Annotated in this window: 17 protein-coding genes; 15 read left to right on the top strand and 2 right to left on the bottom strand. The window is 51.8% G+C overall.

What is annotated here, in order from left to right; genetic code table 11:
• Positions 1–20 precede the first annotated feature (20 nt).
• From trmD to ACTQZS_RS04605, 7 genes are all read left to right on the top strand, one after another.
• Positions 21–1,232: a tRNA (guanosine(37)-N1)-methyltransferase TrmD gene (gene trmD, locus ACTQZS_RS04635; RefSeq protein WP_441474795.1), complete on the top strand. Its 1,212-nt coding sequence runs from the start codon at positions 21–23 to the stop codon at positions 1,230–1,232.
• Between the two features lie 117 nt (positions 1,233–1,349).
• Positions 1,350–1,697, top strand: coding sequence for a 50S ribosomal protein L19 (gene rplS / locus ACTQZS_RS04630; RefSeq protein WP_441099204.1), 348 nt, complete (start codon positions 1,350–1,352; stop codon positions 1,695–1,697).
• 83 nt (positions 1,698–1,780) lie between these two features.
• Positions 1,781–2,947 (top strand): iron-containing alcohol dehydrogenase, encoded by a 1,167-nt coding sequence (locus ACTQZS_RS04625; protein WP_441474794.1) that lies wholly within the window; start codon positions 1,781–1,783, stop codon positions 2,945–2,947.
• A 591-nt stretch (positions 2,948–3,538) separates the two neighbouring features.
• On the top strand, positions 3,539–4,246 hold the full coding sequence (gene lepB, locus ACTQZS_RS04620) for a signal peptidase I (RefSeq protein WP_441474793.1): 708 nt from the start codon (positions 3,539–3,541) through the stop codon (positions 4,244–4,246).
• Between the two features lie 148 nt (positions 4,247–4,394).
• Positions 4,395–5,240, top strand: coding sequence for a ribosome biogenesis GTPase YlqF (ylqF, locus tag ACTQZS_RS04615; RefSeq protein ID WP_441474792.1), 846 nt, complete (start codon positions 4,395–4,397; stop codon positions 5,238–5,240).
• Between the two features lie 112 nt (positions 5,241–5,352).
• Positions 5,353–6,087 (top strand): ribonuclease HII, encoded by a 735-nt coding sequence (locus tag ACTQZS_RS04610; protein ID WP_441474892.1) that lies wholly within the window; start codon positions 5,353–5,355, stop codon positions 6,085–6,087.
• Between the two features lie 568 nt (positions 6,088–6,655).
• Positions 6,656–7,033 carry a YraN family protein gene (locus ACTQZS_RS04605; protein ID WP_441474791.1) on the top strand — a complete coding sequence of 126 codons (378 nt, stop codon included), beginning with the start codon at positions 6,656–6,658 and terminating at the stop codon, positions 7,031–7,033.
• A 305-nt stretch (positions 7,034–7,338) separates the two neighbouring features.
• On the opposite strand, the gene ACTQZS_RS04600 is transcribed toward ACTQZS_RS04605, so the two are convergent.
• Positions 7,339–8,508, bottom strand: a complete 1,170-nt coding sequence (locus tag ACTQZS_RS04600; protein ID WP_441474790.1) for a ribose-phosphate pyrophosphokinase — start codon at positions 8,506–8,508, stop codon at positions 7,339–7,341.
• Positions 8,509–8,716: 208 nt separating this feature from the next.
• Between ACTQZS_RS04600 and ACTQZS_RS04595 the strand changes: the two genes are divergently transcribed.
• The 4 genes from ACTQZS_RS04595 to ACTQZS_RS04580 all read left to right on the top strand — a co-directional run bounded on the left by ACTQZS_RS04595 (position 8,717) and on the right by ACTQZS_RS04580 (position 13,131).
• A complete protein-coding gene (locus tag ACTQZS_RS04595; RefSeq protein WP_441474789.1) occupies positions 8,717–10,111 on the top strand; it encodes a DUF512 domain-containing protein in 1,395 nt (464 codons plus the stop codon).
• On the top strand, positions 10,065–11,396 hold the full coding sequence (gene der, locus ACTQZS_RS04590) for a ribosome biogenesis GTPase Der (RefSeq protein WP_441474788.1): 1,332 nt from the start codon (positions 10,065–10,067) through the stop codon (positions 11,394–11,396). Before ACTQZS_RS04595 ends, der begins: the two co-directional genes overlap by 47 nt.
• 3 nt (positions 11,397–11,399) lie before the next feature.
• Complete coding sequence (locus ACTQZS_RS04585; RefSeq protein WP_441474787.1) at positions 11,400–12,059, top strand: glycerol-3-phosphate acyltransferase; 660 nt, start codon at positions 11,400–11,402, stop codon at positions 12,057–12,059.
• 64 nt (positions 12,060–12,123) lie between these two features.
• Positions 12,124–13,131, top strand: a complete 1,008-nt coding sequence (locus tag ACTQZS_RS04580) for an NAD(P)H-dependent glycerol-3-phosphate dehydrogenase (RefSeq protein ID WP_441474786.1) — start codon at positions 12,124–12,126, stop codon at positions 13,129–13,131.
• Between the two features lie 24 nt (positions 13,132–13,155).
• On the opposite strand, the gene ACTQZS_RS04575 is transcribed toward ACTQZS_RS04580, so the two are convergent.
• Positions 13,156–14,022, bottom strand: coding sequence for an aldo/keto reductase (locus tag ACTQZS_RS04575; protein ID WP_441474785.1), 867 nt, complete (start codon positions 14,020–14,022; stop codon positions 13,156–13,158).
• 807 nt (positions 14,023–14,829) lie between these two features.
• Between ACTQZS_RS04575 and ACTQZS_RS04570 the strand changes: the two genes are divergently transcribed.
• The 4 genes from ACTQZS_RS04570 to cooS all read left to right on the top strand — a co-directional run bounded on the left by ACTQZS_RS04570 (position 14,830) and on the right by cooS (position 18,343).
• Positions 14,830–15,186, top strand: a complete 357-nt coding sequence (locus ACTQZS_RS04570) for a cobalt transporter (RefSeq protein ID WP_441474784.1) — start codon at positions 14,830–14,832, stop codon at positions 15,184–15,186.
• Positions 15,187–15,217: 31 nt separating this feature from the next.
• The gene (locus ACTQZS_RS04565) at positions 15,218–15,400 is read left to right on the top strand and encodes a CooT family nickel-binding protein (RefSeq protein ID WP_441099191.1); all 183 of its coding nucleotides are present in this window, start codon (positions 15,218–15,220) and stop codon (positions 15,398–15,400) included.
• A 91-nt stretch (positions 15,401–15,491) separates the two neighbouring features.
• The gene (locus ACTQZS_RS04560; RefSeq protein WP_441474783.1) at positions 15,492–16,259 is read left to right on the top strand and encodes a nucleotide-binding protein; all 768 of its coding nucleotides are present in this window, start codon (positions 15,492–15,494) and stop codon (positions 16,257–16,259) included.
• Positions 16,260–16,453: 194 nt separating this feature from the next.
• Complete coding sequence (gene cooS, locus ACTQZS_RS04555; protein ID WP_441474782.1) at positions 16,454–18,343, top strand: anaerobic carbon-monoxide dehydrogenase catalytic subunit; 1,890 nt, start codon at positions 16,454–16,456, stop codon at positions 18,341–18,343.
• The last annotated feature ends 186 nt before the right edge of the window (positions 18,344–18,529 follow it).

The following is an 18,529-nucleotide window of genomic DNA, read 5'->3' as shown; positions in this document are numbered from 1 at the left end:
CCTTTCACGAGGTATACAGCTTGAATTTTTATGTATTGACTTTGTTTCCGGAAATGATACAGAATGCGGTGGGAACGAGCATCACCGGACGTGCCATCAAAAACGGCAGCATTCGTGTAGACACGGTGAATATCCGTGATTTTTCTACGAGAAAGACCATGCGCGTGGACGATTATCCCTATGGGGGAGGCGCGGGGATGGTGATGGAGCCGGAACCGGTATTCCGCGCGGTGAAATCCGTTGAGGCAAGGATCGGACGGAAGCCGAGGGTGGTCTATATGACCCCGCAGGCGCGGGTGCTGGACCAGACAAAAGTCGAATCGCTTGCGCAGGAAAAAGATCTGGTCATCCTTTGCGGTCATTATGAGGGGATCGATGAGCGTGTTCTCCAGGAAACGGTGACCGATTATATTTCGATCGGCGACTACGTGCTTACGGGAGGAGAGCTGGGAGCCCTGGTCCTGATTGACGCGGTGTCCCGATTTGTGCCCGGTGTACTTTCAAATGAGGAATCCTCGCAGTTTGAATCTCTGCAGGATAATCTGCTCGAATATCCGCAGTACACGAGACCGGAGGTGTGGCATGAGCAGAGCGTTCCTCCGATTCTGCTGTCCGGCGATCATCTGAAGATCGAGGAGTGGAGACATGAGGAATCCCTGAAACGCACAAAGGAGCGTCGTCCGGATCTGCTGAAGAACAGCTATCGCGTGATCTGCGTGAGCTATGGAGAACCGGGGGCGGCGGAAAATGGCCGTCTTCTGACGGAATCTGTATCCCGTTACGGGGAATACATGGATTACAACCGACGGAAGCTGCAGAAAACGCCTCTTCGCATGAAACCGTGGAACCTGCTGCTTCTGGTGATGCCGGGAGCTGCGGGAGTGGGCAAGGCATTTCCTGCGGAGATGCCCGGAGCGGCAGGGGTGGAGAAGGCGAAGTCTGCGGTGATTCCGGGAGCTGCAGGAGAGGAGAAGACAGCCTCTGCGGAGGGGAAGACCGCCGTCCGTTATGATCCGTCCGTTTCGTTTGCGGAGCGGTTCCGCGGCCTGTACGGTTCAGAAACACCGGCGGTTCTCGTTGGCAGCGATGACGAGATCGAGGAGGCTTCGGCATTCCTCAAGAATCGGAAATTCCACGTAATTGCCCGGATCAGTCCTGCGGTGTTCGGCGGGGATCAGCTTCTTCGAAATGCCGCACTGGATATCAGGGAAAAAGTCTTGCATTTCCACTGAGCATAAGGTATAATGTCAAAGTCTGTGGACAGGTGAGCAAGTCCCGGATGATGGTCCGCTGTCACGTTTATCGGTGGTATGAACATCCATTTTATATAGTGTCAAGGAGAGATAGAAATGAACGAGATTATCAAGAAGATCGAAGAAGAGCAGCTGAAGAAGGACGTTCCGCAGTTCCGCGTTGGCGATACCGTTAAGGTTTACGGTAAGATCAAAGAGGGAAACCGTGAGAGAATTCAGGTATTCGAGGGTGTCGTACTGAAGAAGCAGGGCGGAAGCAACCGCGCTACATTCACGGTTCGCAAGACTTCCAACGGCATTGGCGTTGAGAAGACATGGCCGCTTCATTCTCCGCTTGTAGAGAAGGTGGAGGTTGTTCGCCAGGGTAAGGTTAGACGTGCAAAGCTGAACTACCTCAGAGGTCGTTCCGGTAAAGCCGCAAAGGTTAAAGCGCTGGTTAAATAATTCATTTCAGACGGACAAGGAGGCCCCGAAAGGGACCTTCTTTTTGTTTATCGGATGTGAATAATTCCGGGAAAGGTGGCAAAATGTACAATTTCAGATTCAGTATTCCCACAACAATTTATTTTGGAAAGGGACAGATCTCTCATCTGTCAGAACTTTCCGATTATGGATCAAAGGTTCTGCTCGTCTATGGCGGCGGGAGCATCAAGCGGAACGGAATCTACGACACGGCGATGAAGATCATGAACGATGCGGGGCTTACGGTGATGGAGCTTCCGGGGGTTGAGCCAAATCCCAGAATTGAGACGGTGCGTAAGGGCGTTGATCTCTGCAAAAAAGAGCAGATCGACATGGTTCTTGCGATCGGCGGCGGAAGTACGATTGATTGTGCGAAGGCTGTGGCCGCTGGAGCTGCGTACGACGGCGATGCCTGGGATCTGGTACTTGATCCGTCGAAGATTACCGGGGCTCTTCCGATTTTTTCCGTTCTGACGATCGCCGCGACCGGTTCTGAGATGGATAAGTTCGCGGTAATCTCGGATATGACGAAGAATGAAAAGTGGGGAACATGCGCGGAGGCGATGAAACCGACGATGTCCATTCTTGATCCGGAATATACCTATTCCGTCTCCCGCAGGCAGACCGCGGCAGGAACCGCTGACATGATGAGCCACACTTTCGAGAACTATTTTACAAAGGAACCCGGATGCGACGTCCAGCAGAGATTCGCGGAGGGACTTCTGAAGACCATGATCAAATATGGCCCGGTTGCTTTGAAGGAGCCGGATAACTACGACGCGCGCGCGAATCTGATGTGGGCGGCAAGTCACGCGATCAACGGACTGATCTCAGACGGCAGCAAGCCGACATGGTGTGTTCATCCGATGGAGCACGAGCTGTCAGCTTTTTATGACATCACACATGGAGAGGGACTTGCCATTCTCACTCCGGTCTGGATGGAATTCGTTCTCAGAAAGGATCCGTCTGTTGTCCGGAATTTTGCGGAATACGGCAGAAATGTATGGGGGCTTTCCGGTGAGGATGAGGCGAAAATCGCAAAGGACGCGATCGCGAAGACGCGGACCTTCCTTTTCGAGACCATGGGACTTCCCTCCAATCTCCGCGCGGTCGGAATCGACAGCACGGAGAATTTCGAGACGATGGCGGCGAAGGCGGCCAGGAAGAGCGTGGGAAGCTTCGTGCCGCTTACCAGAAGGGATATTGTAGAGATTTACCAGGCTGCCTTTTGATGAAACTGCCTTCAGATCGGTCAGCTTTCGGACAGGTTAGCTTTCGGATAGCCGTTGTACAGTGAAACAGGTGCGAATTCCCCTTGCCGACTCCTGTTTTCTTGCCAGATCAAGGGGGTTGCGGAGAATACGGTACATCATGCCATACACTGTATAAGCTACGGATTGCTCCGTGCTTCGCACTCCCGCAATCCTACAGGTGACCGACTTTGTCGGTCTGTCGCGGCGTTCGCCCCACCGCTTCACACTTTGTGTGAGCGGATGTGGCTCACTGCCCGCGCATATTCGCGTTTTCGCCGTGTTTCACACGGCTTCACGCTCATACCTGTTGCCTTCGAAATCGCATACAGTCTCTTACACACGCTTCGCGCGTGACGATCCTGTCTGCGTTTTCGAAGAGCTTATACAGTAAAGAGATTTTTCTTCTGCGAGACCATCGGTCTCTGCTGTGGACAGTTCCCACGGCGGCGGAAGGAGGATCTCTTTTTTGCGTGAATCGGTCTCTTTTTTTCCTGAATCGGTCGTGGCGATTTTACGGCTTATGTGGTATGATTTAGCAATACAGTTTACAATGGACGGGGAGCGGAAGTTATGGGGAGAATGAAAAGAAAACGGCAGGAGACGCCGGCCGGTGTGAAAACGGTGGAACAGCAGGCACTGGAACGCCGACAGGCAGAGGCGGCGCTTCGGCGCGATGCGGAATGGGAGGCCGATAAACCGGAGGATCCGGGTGTTCAGGAGAGCCGGAAAGGGGTGAAGAAGGCGTACCAGCATTCGCGTGGATTCCGGATCGGAGGATGGTGTGCTGCGGCAGCTTGCGTGCTGATTCTGGCGTTTCTGTTTGCACAGGCATTCTGTCATGCGATTGTGATCAACGAGGGGTCTATGGAACCGACGTTATCAGCGGGACAGACCTGTCTGATTAATGAGGCGGCATACAGGCTGAGCCGGCCAAAGCGCGGAGATATTATTGTTTTTCGTTCAGGGAACGGAAGGTATGGGGAGGGCCTGCGGATCAAGAGGATCGTGGGACTGCCCGGAGAGACGGTTCAGATCAGCGATGGAAGGATCCTGATTAACGGGGAGGAGATGAAAAATGACTTTGCCTCAATCGTTGATCCGGGCGTTGCATCAGAACCAGTCACTCTTGACGCGGATGAGTATTTCGTGCTCGGAGACAACCGCAACGGGAGCGAAGACAGCCGCTATGACGCGGTCGGGAATATTGCGGAATCGGAGATCGTCGGGAAGCTGTGGCTCCGTGTGCTGCCGTTTCGAAAGCTTTCGGTTCTGAGGTGAGAGAATTGTAAAGCCGGAATTGTACAGCCGGAATCTTATATCCGGGAACGCGCAGTCGAATTTATTTGAAAGGCATTTACATATCGGTCTTTTTGTGACGGCGGCAGGAAGGCTCATGTGCGGAAGAATCATTTTCGGGAGGTTCTGAATGGAAATACAGTGGTATCCGGGACATATGACGAAGGCAAAACGTCAGATGCAGGAGGATCTGAAACTGATTGATATCATCATTGAGCTGATCGACGCGAGAATTCCTTATTCCGGCCGGAACCCGGATATTCGCAGCATGGGCGCACAGAAATCGAGGCTGATTGTACTCAACAAGGCGGACCTTGCGGATGAGAAAAGGAACAGGCTGTGGATGGAATATTATCAGCAGCAGGGAGCCCAGGTCCTGTTGGCGGATTCGAGAAACAGAGGAACCTTGAAGCAGATCCAGTCGCTGATTCGGGAGGCGTGCAGAGAGAAAATAGAAAGAGACCGGCGCCGGGGGATCCGGAACCGCACGATCAAAGCGATGGTTGTGGGCATACCGAATGTCGGGAAATCGACCTTTATCAATTCCATGGCCGGAAGAGCTTCGGCAAAGACAGGCAATAAACCCGGTGTCACCAAGGGAAAGCAGTGGATTCATCTGAGTAAGGAACTTGATCTGCTGGATACCCCGGGCATTCTGTGGCCGCGGTTTGACGATCCGAAGGCCGGGGTGCGCCTGGCATTTATCGGCTCTGTCAGTGATGATGTGGTGCAGACCGAGGAACTTTCACTGGAACTGATCCGCTATCTGACAGCGGAATATCCGGGCATGCTGGAGGCAAGGTATGGCGTCTCCGAATCGGAAGAACCGGTAAAGATTCTGGAGAATATCGCGGTAAACAGGAAATGCCTGTCGGCCGGAAATCAGGTATCATACGAAAAGGCGGCGGCTATCCTGTTGGATGAATTCCGCAGAGGCGCTCTCGGGAGAGTGACGCTGGAGATCCCCGAAGCTTGATGTTTTTACTAAATTTCTCTTTATAGCCCTTGCTGGGGCGATGGAGAAGGCATCACGGGGTGTAAACTTGATGTTTTTACGAAATATCTCCGTAAAGTCTCAGGCTTTGGCAATGGGGAGGTCAGGCGGCAATACTGAGATCAGATATGCTGAGGCCGTAAGAAGAAAGGACCGTATGTCAGATATGACGAAGAAAGAGGAAGCGGAATTAAAGCGGGAGGCAAAGCTCCGGAAGGAAATGGAGCGGGTAGAGGCTCTCTGTGAGTTTGAAAAAAAATATCCGGACTGTGAACTGATCTGCGGGATCGACGAGGTGGGAAGAGGACCTCTTGCCGGGCCGGTGATGGCAGGAGCCGTGATTCTTCCGAAGGAGATCCGGATCCGCTATATCAATGATTCCAAGAAGCTCTCCGAGAAAAGGCGTGAGGAGCTGTTTGAGGTGATTTCGCGGGAAGCCACTGCGATCGGGATCGGAACGGCTTCTCCGGAGAGGATCGATGAGATCAACATCCTTCAGGCAACATATGAGGCGATGCGGATGGCAGTCGGAAAGCTCGGGGTAAGTCCGGATCTGCTCCTGGTGGATGCGGTTCATATTCCGGATCTGGCGTTTAGACAGGTCTCCATTGTAAAGGGAGACGCGAAGAGCCAGAGCATTGCTGCGGCCAGCATCATGGCGAAAGTTACCAGAGACCATCTCATGGAGGAGTATGACCGGAGATTTCCGGAATACCGGTTCGCGAAGAACAAGGGGTACGGAACGGCGGAGCATATTGCGGCGCTGAAGGAATACGGGCCCTGTCCGATTCACCGGAGAACATTTATCGGCCATTTTGTTGACGTCTGATAAGGCGCGTTTTTGCATTTCCCGATTTTTTTACATAGAAATTCAGTTTTTCTTTCTGGCGACGTGTGAAAAATCCATCCGTCTTTTACATGCTGCATTGCATTTCCAAAATCTTCGCCCTTCACAAGACGGCTGGCGATGCAAATCATTAAATCCACGGAATCGTCGCTCTTCACAAAATGGCCGGTTGGAGAAAAACAAGAATCTAATACGTTTGTCTGTTGGTTCTTGTACCGTCAGTTTTGCACATCTGGGGCAGGAAAAAATCCTGATGATTCTGATCCCCGATTCCGGGGGCAATTTCCCTTGTTTCTGATAATAAAACGAAAATACATGTAACGACCCAGCGCACTATTAAAAAACGAAAATACATGTAACGACCCAGCGCACTATATATAAAACGAAAATACATGTAACGACCCGGCGCACCATATAATAAAACGAAAATATATGTAACGACCCGGCACACCATATTAAAACAAAAATATATGTAACGATTCATCACATTGTAATTTTGAGCGGAAAAGACTGCTTGTGGGCTTTAAAACGGATGGATTGGAGGAAAAGGGTGAATAAGAGGAAAACGGGATCAAAATACGAAACGCTGGCGGCAAGGTATCTGGAGGATAAGGGCTATCTGGTTCTTAGCCAGAATTTCCGGTGCCGCACGGGGGAGATTGACCTGATCGCGAGGGATGAGACGAAGGAACAGAGAACTCTTGTTTTCGTAGAGGTGAAATACAGAAGAAACGGCGCCGTCGGACTGCCCGAGGAGGCAGTCAATGAAAATAAAAGAAGAAGAATCAGCCGGGCGGCAGATTACTTCCGGATGCAGTACCGGATTTCTTCGGATATGCCGTGCCGGTTTGATGTGATAGCGATCGAGGGTGACAGGCTGAGGCACCATGTCGGTGCATTTGAGTATGAGGCGCAGAGGCAGTATTGAATGTATGGAAAGGGACATGGAGAGTTGACCGTAGGGCGCAGGGATGAGAGCCGGCATAGAGAGGCGGTGTTGAATGTATGGAAAGGGACATGGAGAGTTGACTGTAGGGCGCAGGGATGAAAGCCGGCATAGAGAGACGGTATTGGGATGCGGCTCAACGAGATAAAACACGCTGCGCGAGTTTTATCTCGCTATCGCGACGCTCGCCGCACACGAATACTTCGCATTCGGATGCGGCTCACTGTTCGCGTAAAAAATACTGCCGTACAAAATGAATTGTACGGCAGTATCAGACGGAATCTGAATCAGCATCCGTGCTGCTTGAGAAGCTTATTGATCTTCAGGGTGTTGTCACGCACCTTATTGATGGATACGTCGTGGTTCAGCGTATCAATGATGCTGGCCATGTACTTGCCCATCTTCGCGGTGGAATACCACGGGCGGGAGAGCAGTTCCGGTGTCTGGTAGATCAGGTTAGTGGTGATGACCTTCTTGATCATTCCCTTTTCGTAGTATTCATCAAATTTGGCCAGTCCGTCCGTGAACAGGCCGAAGGTGCAGCAGACATATACGTTGCGGGCACCGCGGTTTTTCAGCTGTGTCGCGACATCGAGCATGCTGCCGCCGGAGGAAATCATATCGTCGATGACGATGCAGTCCTTGCCCTCTACGGAGTCGCCGAGGAATTCGTGGGCGACGATGGGGTTCTTGCCATTGACGATTCGGGAATAATCACGGCGCTTGTAGAACATGCCCATGTCAACTCCGAGCACATTGGAGAAATAGATGGCACGGGACATGGCTCCCTCATCCGGGGAGATAATCATCAGGTGGTCATTTGAAATCTGGATATCCGATTCTGTCTTCAGCAGTGCCTTCAGGAACTGATAGGTCGGGAAGAAATTATCAAAGCCGTGAAGCGGAATGGAGTTCATAACGCGCGGGTCGTGGGCGTCAAAGGTCAGAATATTGGTTACGCCGTAATCCACGAGCTCCTGCAGAGCAAGCGCGCAGTCGAGGGATTCCCTTCCGGTTCTCTTGTGCTGGCGGCCTTCGTACAGGAACGGCATCATGACGCTGATTCTGTGTGCCTTTCCGTTTGCCGCGGCGATGACGCGCTTGAGGTTCTGGAAATGGTCATCGGGGCTCATGTGGTTGATGTTTCCGAACTCGCTGTAGGTGACGCTGTAATTGCATACATCAACGAGGATGAAAAGGTCAACGCCCCGTACGGACTCATTGATGACACCCTTGCCCTCGCCGCTTCCGAAACGGGGAAGGTTCACGTCGATGATGTAATTGTCTGTGGCATATCCATAGGTGTCCTTCTTTGCGGTGTTCTGGGCAGAGATCTCCTGCCGGAACTGGATCAGATACTTGTTGATGGTCTTAGCCATTTCTTCGCATCCGGGCAGAGCGATCAGCTTGAGAGGAGCGACTGCAGATGCATTCACCAGATATTTTGTATTAGCCATGAAAGCCTCCGGTATAATGTTTTTTCACAACGGGATGCCCGGAAATTCGCGTAAAAAACGGCTCCGCTATAGCAGATAATGAATTCGCACGGGCGTACACGACACATATTAGCATTGAAAAAAAGGGGTGTCAATGCCTGCTTCCGCGGTCAAGTTGCTTTTTCAGAGCGGATTTGTTATGATTTGTAGGATGATCGGAGGATGGAAAATGGGAAAGACTGCACATATTATAAGAAAAATCGAACCCGGAAGCATTGCCGAGGAAATGGAAATGGAGCCCGGCGATGAGATTCTGAAGATCAATGGAAACGATATTGAGGATATTTTTGATTACCGGTTTTTGATGAATGACAGTTATATTGTGGTCCTGCTGAAAAAGAAGAAATCCGGCGAAGAATGGGAACTGGAAATCGAGAAGGATCCGGATGAGGACCTTGGTGTGGAGTTTGAAAACGGGCTGATGGATGACTACAAATCCTGCAGCAACCACTGCGTTTTCTGCTTCATTGACCAGATGCCGAAGGGAATGCGGGATACGCTCTATTTCAAGGATGACGATTCCAGATTGTCCTTCCTTCAGGGCAACTATGTCACACTGACAAACATGAGCGACAGCGATATAGACCGGATTATCCGCTACCGGATGGAACCCATCAATATTTCGTTTCAGACCACGAATCCGGAACTCCGCAGGAAGATGCTTCACAACCGGTTTGCGGGAGATGTTTTTCCGAAGGTGAAGCGGCTGGCGGACGCCGGGATCGAGATGAACGGGCAGATCGTTCTCTGTAAAGGCCTGAATGACGGGGAGGAGCTGGAACGGACCATCCGGGATCTCACCGGATACCTGCCTGCGCTCCGGAGCCTTTCGGTTGTGCCGGTAGGACTTTCCAGGTTCCGGGACGGTCTGTACCCCCTCGAGCCGTTCAATGGAGATGATGCGGCGAAGGTAATTGACCGTATCGAAAGCTGGCAGAAAAAGCTGTACCCAAAGTACGGAGTGCATTTTGTGCATGCGTCGGATGAGTGGTATCTTCTGGCGGGCAGGGACATTCCGGAGGAGGAGCGGTATGACGGCTATCTTCAGCTGGAAAATGGTGTCGGCATGCTGAGGCTTCTGGAGACAGAGGTGAGAGAGGAGCTGCGGGAACGCAGCGGAGATGACAGGATACGGAACCTGACGATTGCGACGGGACAGCTTCCTGCCGATACCATTCGAAAGCTGTGCGGACTGATCCGGGAGAAATATCCGCAGGTCTGCGTCCGGATCGTACCAATCCGGAATGACTTTTTCGGCGAGAGAATCACTGTGTCCGGACTTGTCACAGGGACGGATCTGATTCGTCAGCTGAAGGGAAAAGAACTCGGGGAGGAGCTTTTGATTCCCTGCAATATGCTTCGTTCCGGGGAAAATGTTTTTCTGGATGACATCACGGTTGAACAGGTTATAATGGAACTAAAGGTTCCCGTCACTGTGGTGGATCCGGAGGGAAAGGATTTCTGCCTTGCGGTTCTCGGAGAGACGAAGGGCAGTACACATAGAAGGAGACAGATGTATGAGCAAACCGATCGTAGCAGTTGTGGGACGCCCGAACGTGGGTAAGTCTACATTATTTAATGCTCTTGCAGGAGAGAGAATCTCCATTGTGAAGGATACGCCCGGAGTGACCAGGGACCGGATCTATACCGATGTCAGCTGGCTCTCTCATGAGTTTACGATGATTGATACCGGTGGAATCGAGCCGGATAGCAGCGACGTGATCCTCTCGCAGATGAGAGAACAGGCGATGATCGCCATCGACACCGCTGATGTGATCATTTTTATGACCGACGTCCGTCAGGGACTGACAGACGCGGATTATCAGGTCGCCACCATGCTGCGCAAGAGCCGGAAGCCGATTGTGCTTGCCGTGAATAAGGTGGACAGCTTCAAGGCACAGCAGATGGATGTATATGAGTTCTATAACCTTGGTATAGGAGAACCTTATGCGATTTCTGCGGAAGGAAAGCAGGGACTTGGGGATCTTCTCGATGCGGTGATTTCGAAGTTCCCAGAGGGAGCAGAGGCGCCGGAGGAGGACGAGAATCCCAGAATTGCCGTTGTCGGGAAGCCGAATGTCGGAAAGTCCTCTATAATCAATAAACTACTCGGCGGTAACCGGGTCATTGTATCGGATATCGCAGGCACCACAAGAGATGCGATCGACACGGTTATTTCCCGGAACGGGAAGAATTATACCTTTATTGATACCGCGGGTCTTCGGAGAAAGAGCAAGATAAAGGAGGACCTGGAGCGGTACAGCATCATCCGGACTGTATCTGCGGTGGAGCGCTGTGATATCGCAGTTGTCGTGATCGACGCGACGGAGGGAATCACCGAGCAGGACGCGAAGATTGCCGGAATCGCCCACGAGAGAGGGAAAGGGCTGATTGTCGCGGTGAACAAGTGGGATGCGGTCGAGAAGGATGATAAATCCGTGAAGGAGTTTACGAACAAGGTGAGGAACACCCTCTCCTTCGCCTATTACGCGGAAATTATCTTCATATCCGCTAAAACCGGACAGAGACTGCCGAAGCTCTTTGACACCATCGATGAGATTTTGGATTCGCAGACGCTTCGTGTGCAGACCGGTGTTCTGAATGACATCCTGACCGAAGCCCTTGCCATGCAGCAGCCGCCGTCAGATAAGGGCAGGAGGCTGAAAGTTTTTTATATGACACAGGTAGCGGTGAAGCCGCCGACCTTTGTAATCTTTGTGAATGAGAAGAAACTGATGCATTTCTCTTATCAGAGATATCTGGAGAACCGGGTGCGTGATGCCTTCGGTTTTAAGGGAACCGCGATCCGTTTCATTATCAGGGAGAGACAGGACAAGGAGGAGAACTGAGAGATGCTTGCACGGGCTTGCAGTCTGCTGATCGGATACGGATTTGGTCTGTTTCAGACCTCTTATTTCATCGGAAAAGCAAAGGGCGTGGACATCCGGAAGATGGGGAGCGGCAACGCGGGAACGACTAACGCGCTTCGCACGCTCGGAACGAAAGCCGGTCTCATGACGATGGCCGGGGACGTAACGAAGTGTATTCTTGCTGTTATTCTTACCTGGCTGATTTTCCGCAATTCATACCCGGAGCTCTTCCCGCTTCTCAAGATCTGGACAGCTGCCGGAGTCATCCTCGGACATGACTATCCGTTCTATATGGATTTTCGAGGGGGCAAGGGAATCGCTGCGACGGCGGGAATGGTCATCGCTTTTGGCGACTGGCCGATGATCCTGGTTGGCACGGTGCTGTTCTTTTCGATTTTTTTCGCGACTCACTATGTGTCTCTGAGCTCGCTGTCACTGTCTACGGAGTTTCTGGTATTTCTCTGCGTTTTTTGTGCAATGGGAAGATATTCGATGACGACAGCCCGGCTCACGGAGATGTGTGTGCTTACGGCGATCCTCACCGCACTCGCGTATTTCCAGCATCGGGGCAATATAAAGAGACTTGCGACGGGATGCGAAAGGAAGACTTATCTGAGTCATCGCCATCCGTCGGATAAATAATAACGGTGACGCACGCATTGCAGCGGGGCCGTGGCGGCACGGCATATATTAGGGAGGTGAATCGATGGCAAAAATCAGTGTGATTGGTTCGGGAAGCTGGGGGACCGCGCTTACCTGGCTTTTATGCAATAATGGTCACGAGCTGACCCTTTGGTCCTACCGCGCGGAAGAAACGGAAATGTATCAAAAGAATCATCAGAACACGGATAAACTTCCGGGTGTGATTCTTCCGGATTCCGTGGAGTATACGACAGATCTCGGGGAGGCCTATGCCGGAAGGGATCTCCTTGTGCTGGCAGTTCCTTCTCCTGCCCTGAGGAATACGGCACACAAGATGAGCGGACTGGTCCGGCCCGGACAGCTGATCGTCAGTGTGGCAAAGGGGATCGAGGAAAATTCTCTGATGACAATGAGCGAGATCATTGAGCAGGAGATTCCGCAGGCGGATGTGGCTGTTCTTTCCGGCCCCAGTCACGCGGAGGAGGTCGGAAGAGGCCTTCCGACGGCTATTGTTGCCGGGGCGCACAGCAGAGAGACCGCGAACCGAGTGCAGTCCGTCTTTATGTCGCCGGTATTCCGGGTGTACACAAGCTCGGACATGAAGGGAATTCAGCTCGGGGCGGCATTGAAGAACGTGATGGCTCTTGCGGCGGGAATTGCGGACGGGCTCGGATACGGGGACAACACAAAGGCGGCGCTGATCACCAGAGGAAGCGCAGAACTTGCAAGGCTTGGAGGCGCGATGGGCATTCACATGAGAACGCTCTACGGTCTGTCCGGAATTGGTGATCTGATCGTAACCTGCGCGAGTCTGCACAGCCGCAATCGGAAGGCGGGCTATCTGATGGGGCAGGGATATACTATGGAAGCCGCGATGAAGGAAGTGCACCAGGTGGTCGAGGGCGTATATTCTGCCAGGGCGGGAAAAATGCTCGCGGAGAAATATCACGTGGATATGCCGATCGTGAATGAGGTGAATGAAGTGCTCTTTCACGGAAAGCCCGCCCGTGATGCCGTAAATGAGCTGATGCAGCGGGACGGAAAAGATGAGATCGAAGAGTGGGACGAATAAGTTACCCTTTAATCAATCCGTCTGTCAGTCAGTCAGAACCGCCCATTCCGTATCAACAAGATCCTGAGGGATGTGAGCGGTGCGAAGCCCTTCATCCATCGCGTCGATTGCGGTCATTTCCGGTTCTGTAAGAGCAAAATCAAAGATGTCCGCGTTTTCCGCGATGCGGGAAGGGTGTACGGATTTCGGAATCACTGAGATGCCCCGCTGTATCAGCCACCGGAGACCGGTCTGGGCGGCCGTTTTTCCGTATTTTTCGCCGATCTTGATGAGAATCTCGCGGTCCTTGTATGCGCCGCGCGCGAGCGGCGCATAAGCCTGAACTTGAATACCGTGGCTCTGGCAGTAATCTACGGTTTCACCCTGACGCCAGAGGGGATGGCATTCTATCTGATTGAGTACCGGAACAACGCCGGTTTCCTGCTCCAGACATTCGAGCTGAGCCGGGGAAAAATTGCTCACGCCGATGGATCGGGCAAGTCCTGATTCCTTCAGGCGGATCAGTTCCCTCCAGGTCTGCCGGGTACATCCCGGAACCGGCCAGTGAATCAGGTATAGATCGATATAAGCGGTTCCGAGCCTGTCCAGCGTCCGCTGGAAGGCACCCGACACGTCTCCGAGCCGCTGGGCGTTGTTCCAGACCTTCGACGTGAGAAAAATCTTCTCTCTCGGAATATCAAGGTCCCGGATGGCATTTCCTAAAAGCTCTTCGTTGCCGTAGACAGAAGCCGTGTCAAACAGACGATAGCCGCAGCGGTAAGCAGCGTCCACGGCGGTGTGCATATCTTTTTCATCCGTTGTCTTGTAAACCCCGAGTCCGAGCAGCGGGATGGAATTCCCGTCGTTCAAGGGGTGAGACGGGATATTTATCTTCTTAAATTCTTTGGTCATAGTCTGATACCTCGCATTAAAACATCTGAAATATTCTGATTTAAAGTCAACTAAAATCTTCCGACTATCTTTTGATACCCGATTTAAAGTCATCTGAAATATCCAGCCTATCGTTTGATATCCCAGGTAAAGCGATTTCGATTGCTCCGGTTATTTTTAAACATCCGGTTCAAAAACCGAAAATGATGATATGACATTGATCACAGCCGCTTGACGAAGCAATGAATGTTATAATAAGCAGAATGCATGAAAAAGTATGGAAATTACGGCTGAAATCATTTAAAATAGAGATGTTACCGGAAACCTGAGATCCGAAAGCGGGGAAAATGCACAGGATCATCGGTTTAATCCCCCGTGCAGATGGAAAATATTGCTATTATCATAATACACATTATGGAAAAGTGCAATCATCACCGCGGCGTAAGGACAGGTATGCGCTGTGTTTGCAAAAAAATACAATTTTTTGATACCCTGCGGAAGAATTGTGCAGATTACATTAAAAAGACGTGCCAAAAATGTGCAAGTTTTCGAACTGGAGAACCCCCTGGGGAGGATGGTGACGGCAACAGACAAAAGCCCTTCCTGTCGGCCGGGACGACTTGTGCATATCTGTACAAAAAAATCGGGATTCAGGAGAAGGTTAATTTTGTGAAAACGTTTTTTTACGTTCACTTTGTACAAAAAACGAGCCCTTCGCCAAATGACTTCTATTGATATTTTCCATGGGTGAGTATATAATCAAGGTGCTTGTGAAAAGAATATCATGCTTGTTTTTTCAGCAATTGATCATTTCAGCGGAGGTCTCTCATGCATATTTTAAGAGATGAAAATGGAAATCTGATTCCTCACGGCGCACATGATCACGATCACCATGATCACGACCATGCGGAAGCCTGCAATGCCGGATGCGGCAGCTGCGAACCGGAAAGCGGGAAGTGCAAGGATCAGACATTTGCTTTATTGAACTATATGGTTCAGCACAACACACAGCACGCCGCGGAAGCGGAGAAGATGGCCGGCGAACTGGAGAAACAGGGACTGGCAGACGTCGCGGCACAGATCAAAGAAGGTGTCACCGAATACCAGAAGGGCAACATGTATCTGAATATCGCTCTGACGCTTTATAAGGAGCACCTGAAGGAAAAGGCCGGAGAGGAGCACTGACGCAGAAGACACAGCAAAGGAGTTGATAGAAATGTGTCTCGCAACCGTATATAAGGAAAGTGACAATACCGTAATCATGGAAAACACCGCACGAATCGATGTGGACGGTGATTTTGTGATTGTAGAAGATATTGTCGGAGAACAGACAAGAATTCAGGGCAGAATCAAGTGGGTGGACCTTGCGGCGAGCAAGGTTATGCTGGTCTGCGACTGATGACAGTTCCCCTGACCGGATGAGCAGGGAACAGGACAGCAGAGCTTTTTTACTGCAGATGCAGATAAGGAAACAGGAGGTGTAATCGCCAATGGCGCATGTGATTGCCGTTGCAGGCAAGGGCGGTGTCGGAAAGACGACGCTGACTGCATTATTAATACAGTATCTCTGTAAGAGCGGGAAGGGCCCCGTGCTTGCGGTAGATGCAGACGCAAATTCAAATCTTAACGAGGTCCTCGGAGTCGAGGCACCGCCGACACTCGGAGAAATCCGCGAGGAGATCAATCATGCGGAGGATTTTGGAAGCAAGCTTCCCTCCGGAATGAGCAAGGCAGAGTACGCGCAGTTCCGTTTACAGGGCGCGCTCACAGAGGAGGATGATTTTGACCTCCTGGTCATGGGGCGTACTCAGGGGAAGGGATGCTACTGCTACGTCAACGGACTGCTTCAGACACAGCTTCAGAAGCTTCAGTCGAACTACCCCTATATTGTAGTGGACAATGAGGCGGGACTTGAGCATATCAGCAGAGGCATTCTTCCAAGCATGGAGACGGCAATTCTTGTCAGCGACTGCTCCAGAAGAGGCGTTCAGGCTGCCGGAAGGATCAAGGATCTGATTGCAGAGTGTCATCTGAACCCGGAGAGAATCGGACTGATTGTCAACCGTGCTCCGAACGGAAAGCTCAATGAGGGCACAAAAGAGGAAATCGAGAAGCAGGGCCTGGAGCTGCTCGCGGTGGTTCCGGCAGATGATACCGTGTATGAGTTCGACTGTGATGGAAAACCATCTGTTGATCTTCCGGAGGATTCACCGGTAAGAGCTGCTCTGATGGAGGCAATCAGAAAGCTGGGACTCTGATACCTTTGAGACCCGTATAAGAGTAAAGCACCGGAGGGCGTAAGCCGGGCACATTTAATTTCGAATGCTGGCACAGGCGATGCAGTGGTTCTGCTGCCTGCGGCAGAGCGGTTCTGTGATGAGGAACCGCAGATAGATTATATTTTTGTTTAATTAACTTAATAAACCATTATACTTTTGAGGAGGACGAAAGCATGGCATTCAGACCGTATACGATCGAGGAACTCGAGGCGGCCACCAACAGATTACTGGAAACTGGCGCAAAGGTAGGAGCGGATTCCTATCAGGCCAGACTGAAGAATCAGACCCCGCACTGCGGATTCGGTGAGAAGGGAATTTGCTGCCGGATCTGCCGCATGGGCCCGTGCCGTATCACACCGAAGGCACCTCGCGGAATCTGCGGCTGCGACGCGCATGGAATTGTTGGAAGAAACTTCCTGCGTTTTGTAGCGGGAGGCGCTGCCACTCATTCTGATCATGGACGCTCCATCTGCTACACCCTTTACAATACAAAGCCGGAAGGACCGTACACCGTGAAGGATCCCGAGAAGCTGATCCGTATCGCGAAGGAGTGGGGCGTTGAGACCGAGGGAAAGGATATCTATGACCTCGCTCATGAGGTCGCGTACATGGCGATGGAGGAGTACGGAAAGGTATTCGGCACGCAGAGATGGCTGTCGAGAGCTCCGGAGCACACCAGAGAGCTCTGGCACAAGGCGGAGATTGAGCCGAGAGCAATCGACCGTGAGATTTCCTGCTCCATGCATATGACACATATGGGCAACTCCTCTCTGCCGGAGGCACTGATCCGTCAGTCTCTGAGAGCCGGAATGTCCGACGGATGGGGCGGTTCCATGGCCGGAACCGAGTTCTCCGATGTTCTGTTCGGAACACCGAAGCCGGTTGACACAAGCGCGAACCTTGGCGTAATGGTCGAGGAGAACGTAAATATCGTTGTACACGGACACGATCCGGCACTTTCCGAGCTTGTCTGTGACTATGCGGAAGATCCCGAGATGATCGAGCTCGCCAAGAGCGTCGGCGCAAAGGGAATCACCGTATCCGGCGTGTGCTGCACATCCAATGAGGTTGCGATGCGCCGCGGAATCCCGATGGCAGGAAACTTCCTGCAGCAGGAAAATGTAGTTCTGACCGGAGCCTGCGAGGCGATTGTCGTTGATGTTCAGTGTATCTTCCCGGCACTTGGACCCCTGTCCAAATGCTTCCACACAAAGTTCATCACAACTTCTCCGATTGCCAGAATGCCAGATTCCGATTTCATCGAGTTTGATGTAGACGATGCGGATAAGCAGGCAAAGCTGATCGTTGAGACGGCTGTGAAGAACTTCAAGAACAGAAAACCGGAGCTTGTACATATCCCGCAGCTGAAGACAAAGGCAACCGTCGGATATTCTGTTGAAGCAATCAAGAAACAGCTCAACGTGGTTACAAACTCTCAGGTGGACGAGCTGGATACGCTCCAGCCGCTGGTTGACTGCATCACATCCGGTGTTATTCGCGGATGCGTTGCGATGGTCGGCTGCAATAACCCGCGGGTTCGTCCGGATACCGCTCACATCGGTCTGATGAAGAAGCTGATCGAGAACGATATTCTGATTGTCGCATCCGGATGTTCGGCACAGGCAGCTGCAAGAGTCGGACTCATGGATAAGGAGGCAAAGGAGATCTGCGGAACCGGTTTGAAGACCGTTTGTGAACTCGCAGACATCCCGCCGGTTCTTCATATGGGATCCTGCGTAGATATCAGCCGTATGTGCGTACTGGTATCGGATCTGGCAAAACAGGCTGGCTGCAATATTTCTCAGCTTCCTGTTGTCGGCTGCGCTCCGGAATGGATGTCCGAAAAGGCGGTATCCATCGGAAACTATGTGGTTGCTACCGGAATTGATACCTTCCTTGGAGTTGAACCTGGAGTATCCGGATCGGATCAGATCACTGACCTTCTTACCGGTGGAATCCGCGACTGGGTTGAGGCTGCATATACCTTCGAGCCGGATATCGATAAGCTCGGTGACGAGATGATCGAGAGAATCGAGGAGAAGAGAAAAGCACTCGGAATCTGATCAAAAGCCGCACAGACAGATTTACAAATGCAGGCCGGCGCACCCGGATGCGGGACGCCATAGAAAAGTATCAGCTGCGGATCGCTTCGTGACCTGCATCTTCGCGGGTTCCGGGGCTGTCCGCCGCTGTTTCCGGCTGCCTTTGCGCAGATTATCCGTGTGATAAGAACGGGAGCGGCCGGAATT

This window comes from Bilifractor sp. LCP19S3_H10, from assembly GCF_052119185.1.
Taxonomy (GTDB): Bacteria; Bacillota; Clostridia; order Lachnospirales; family Lachnospiraceae; genus Bilifractor.
The sequence above is the reverse complement of the archived record's forward strand: the minus strand, read 5'-3'. Positions and strand labels throughout refer to the sequence as shown.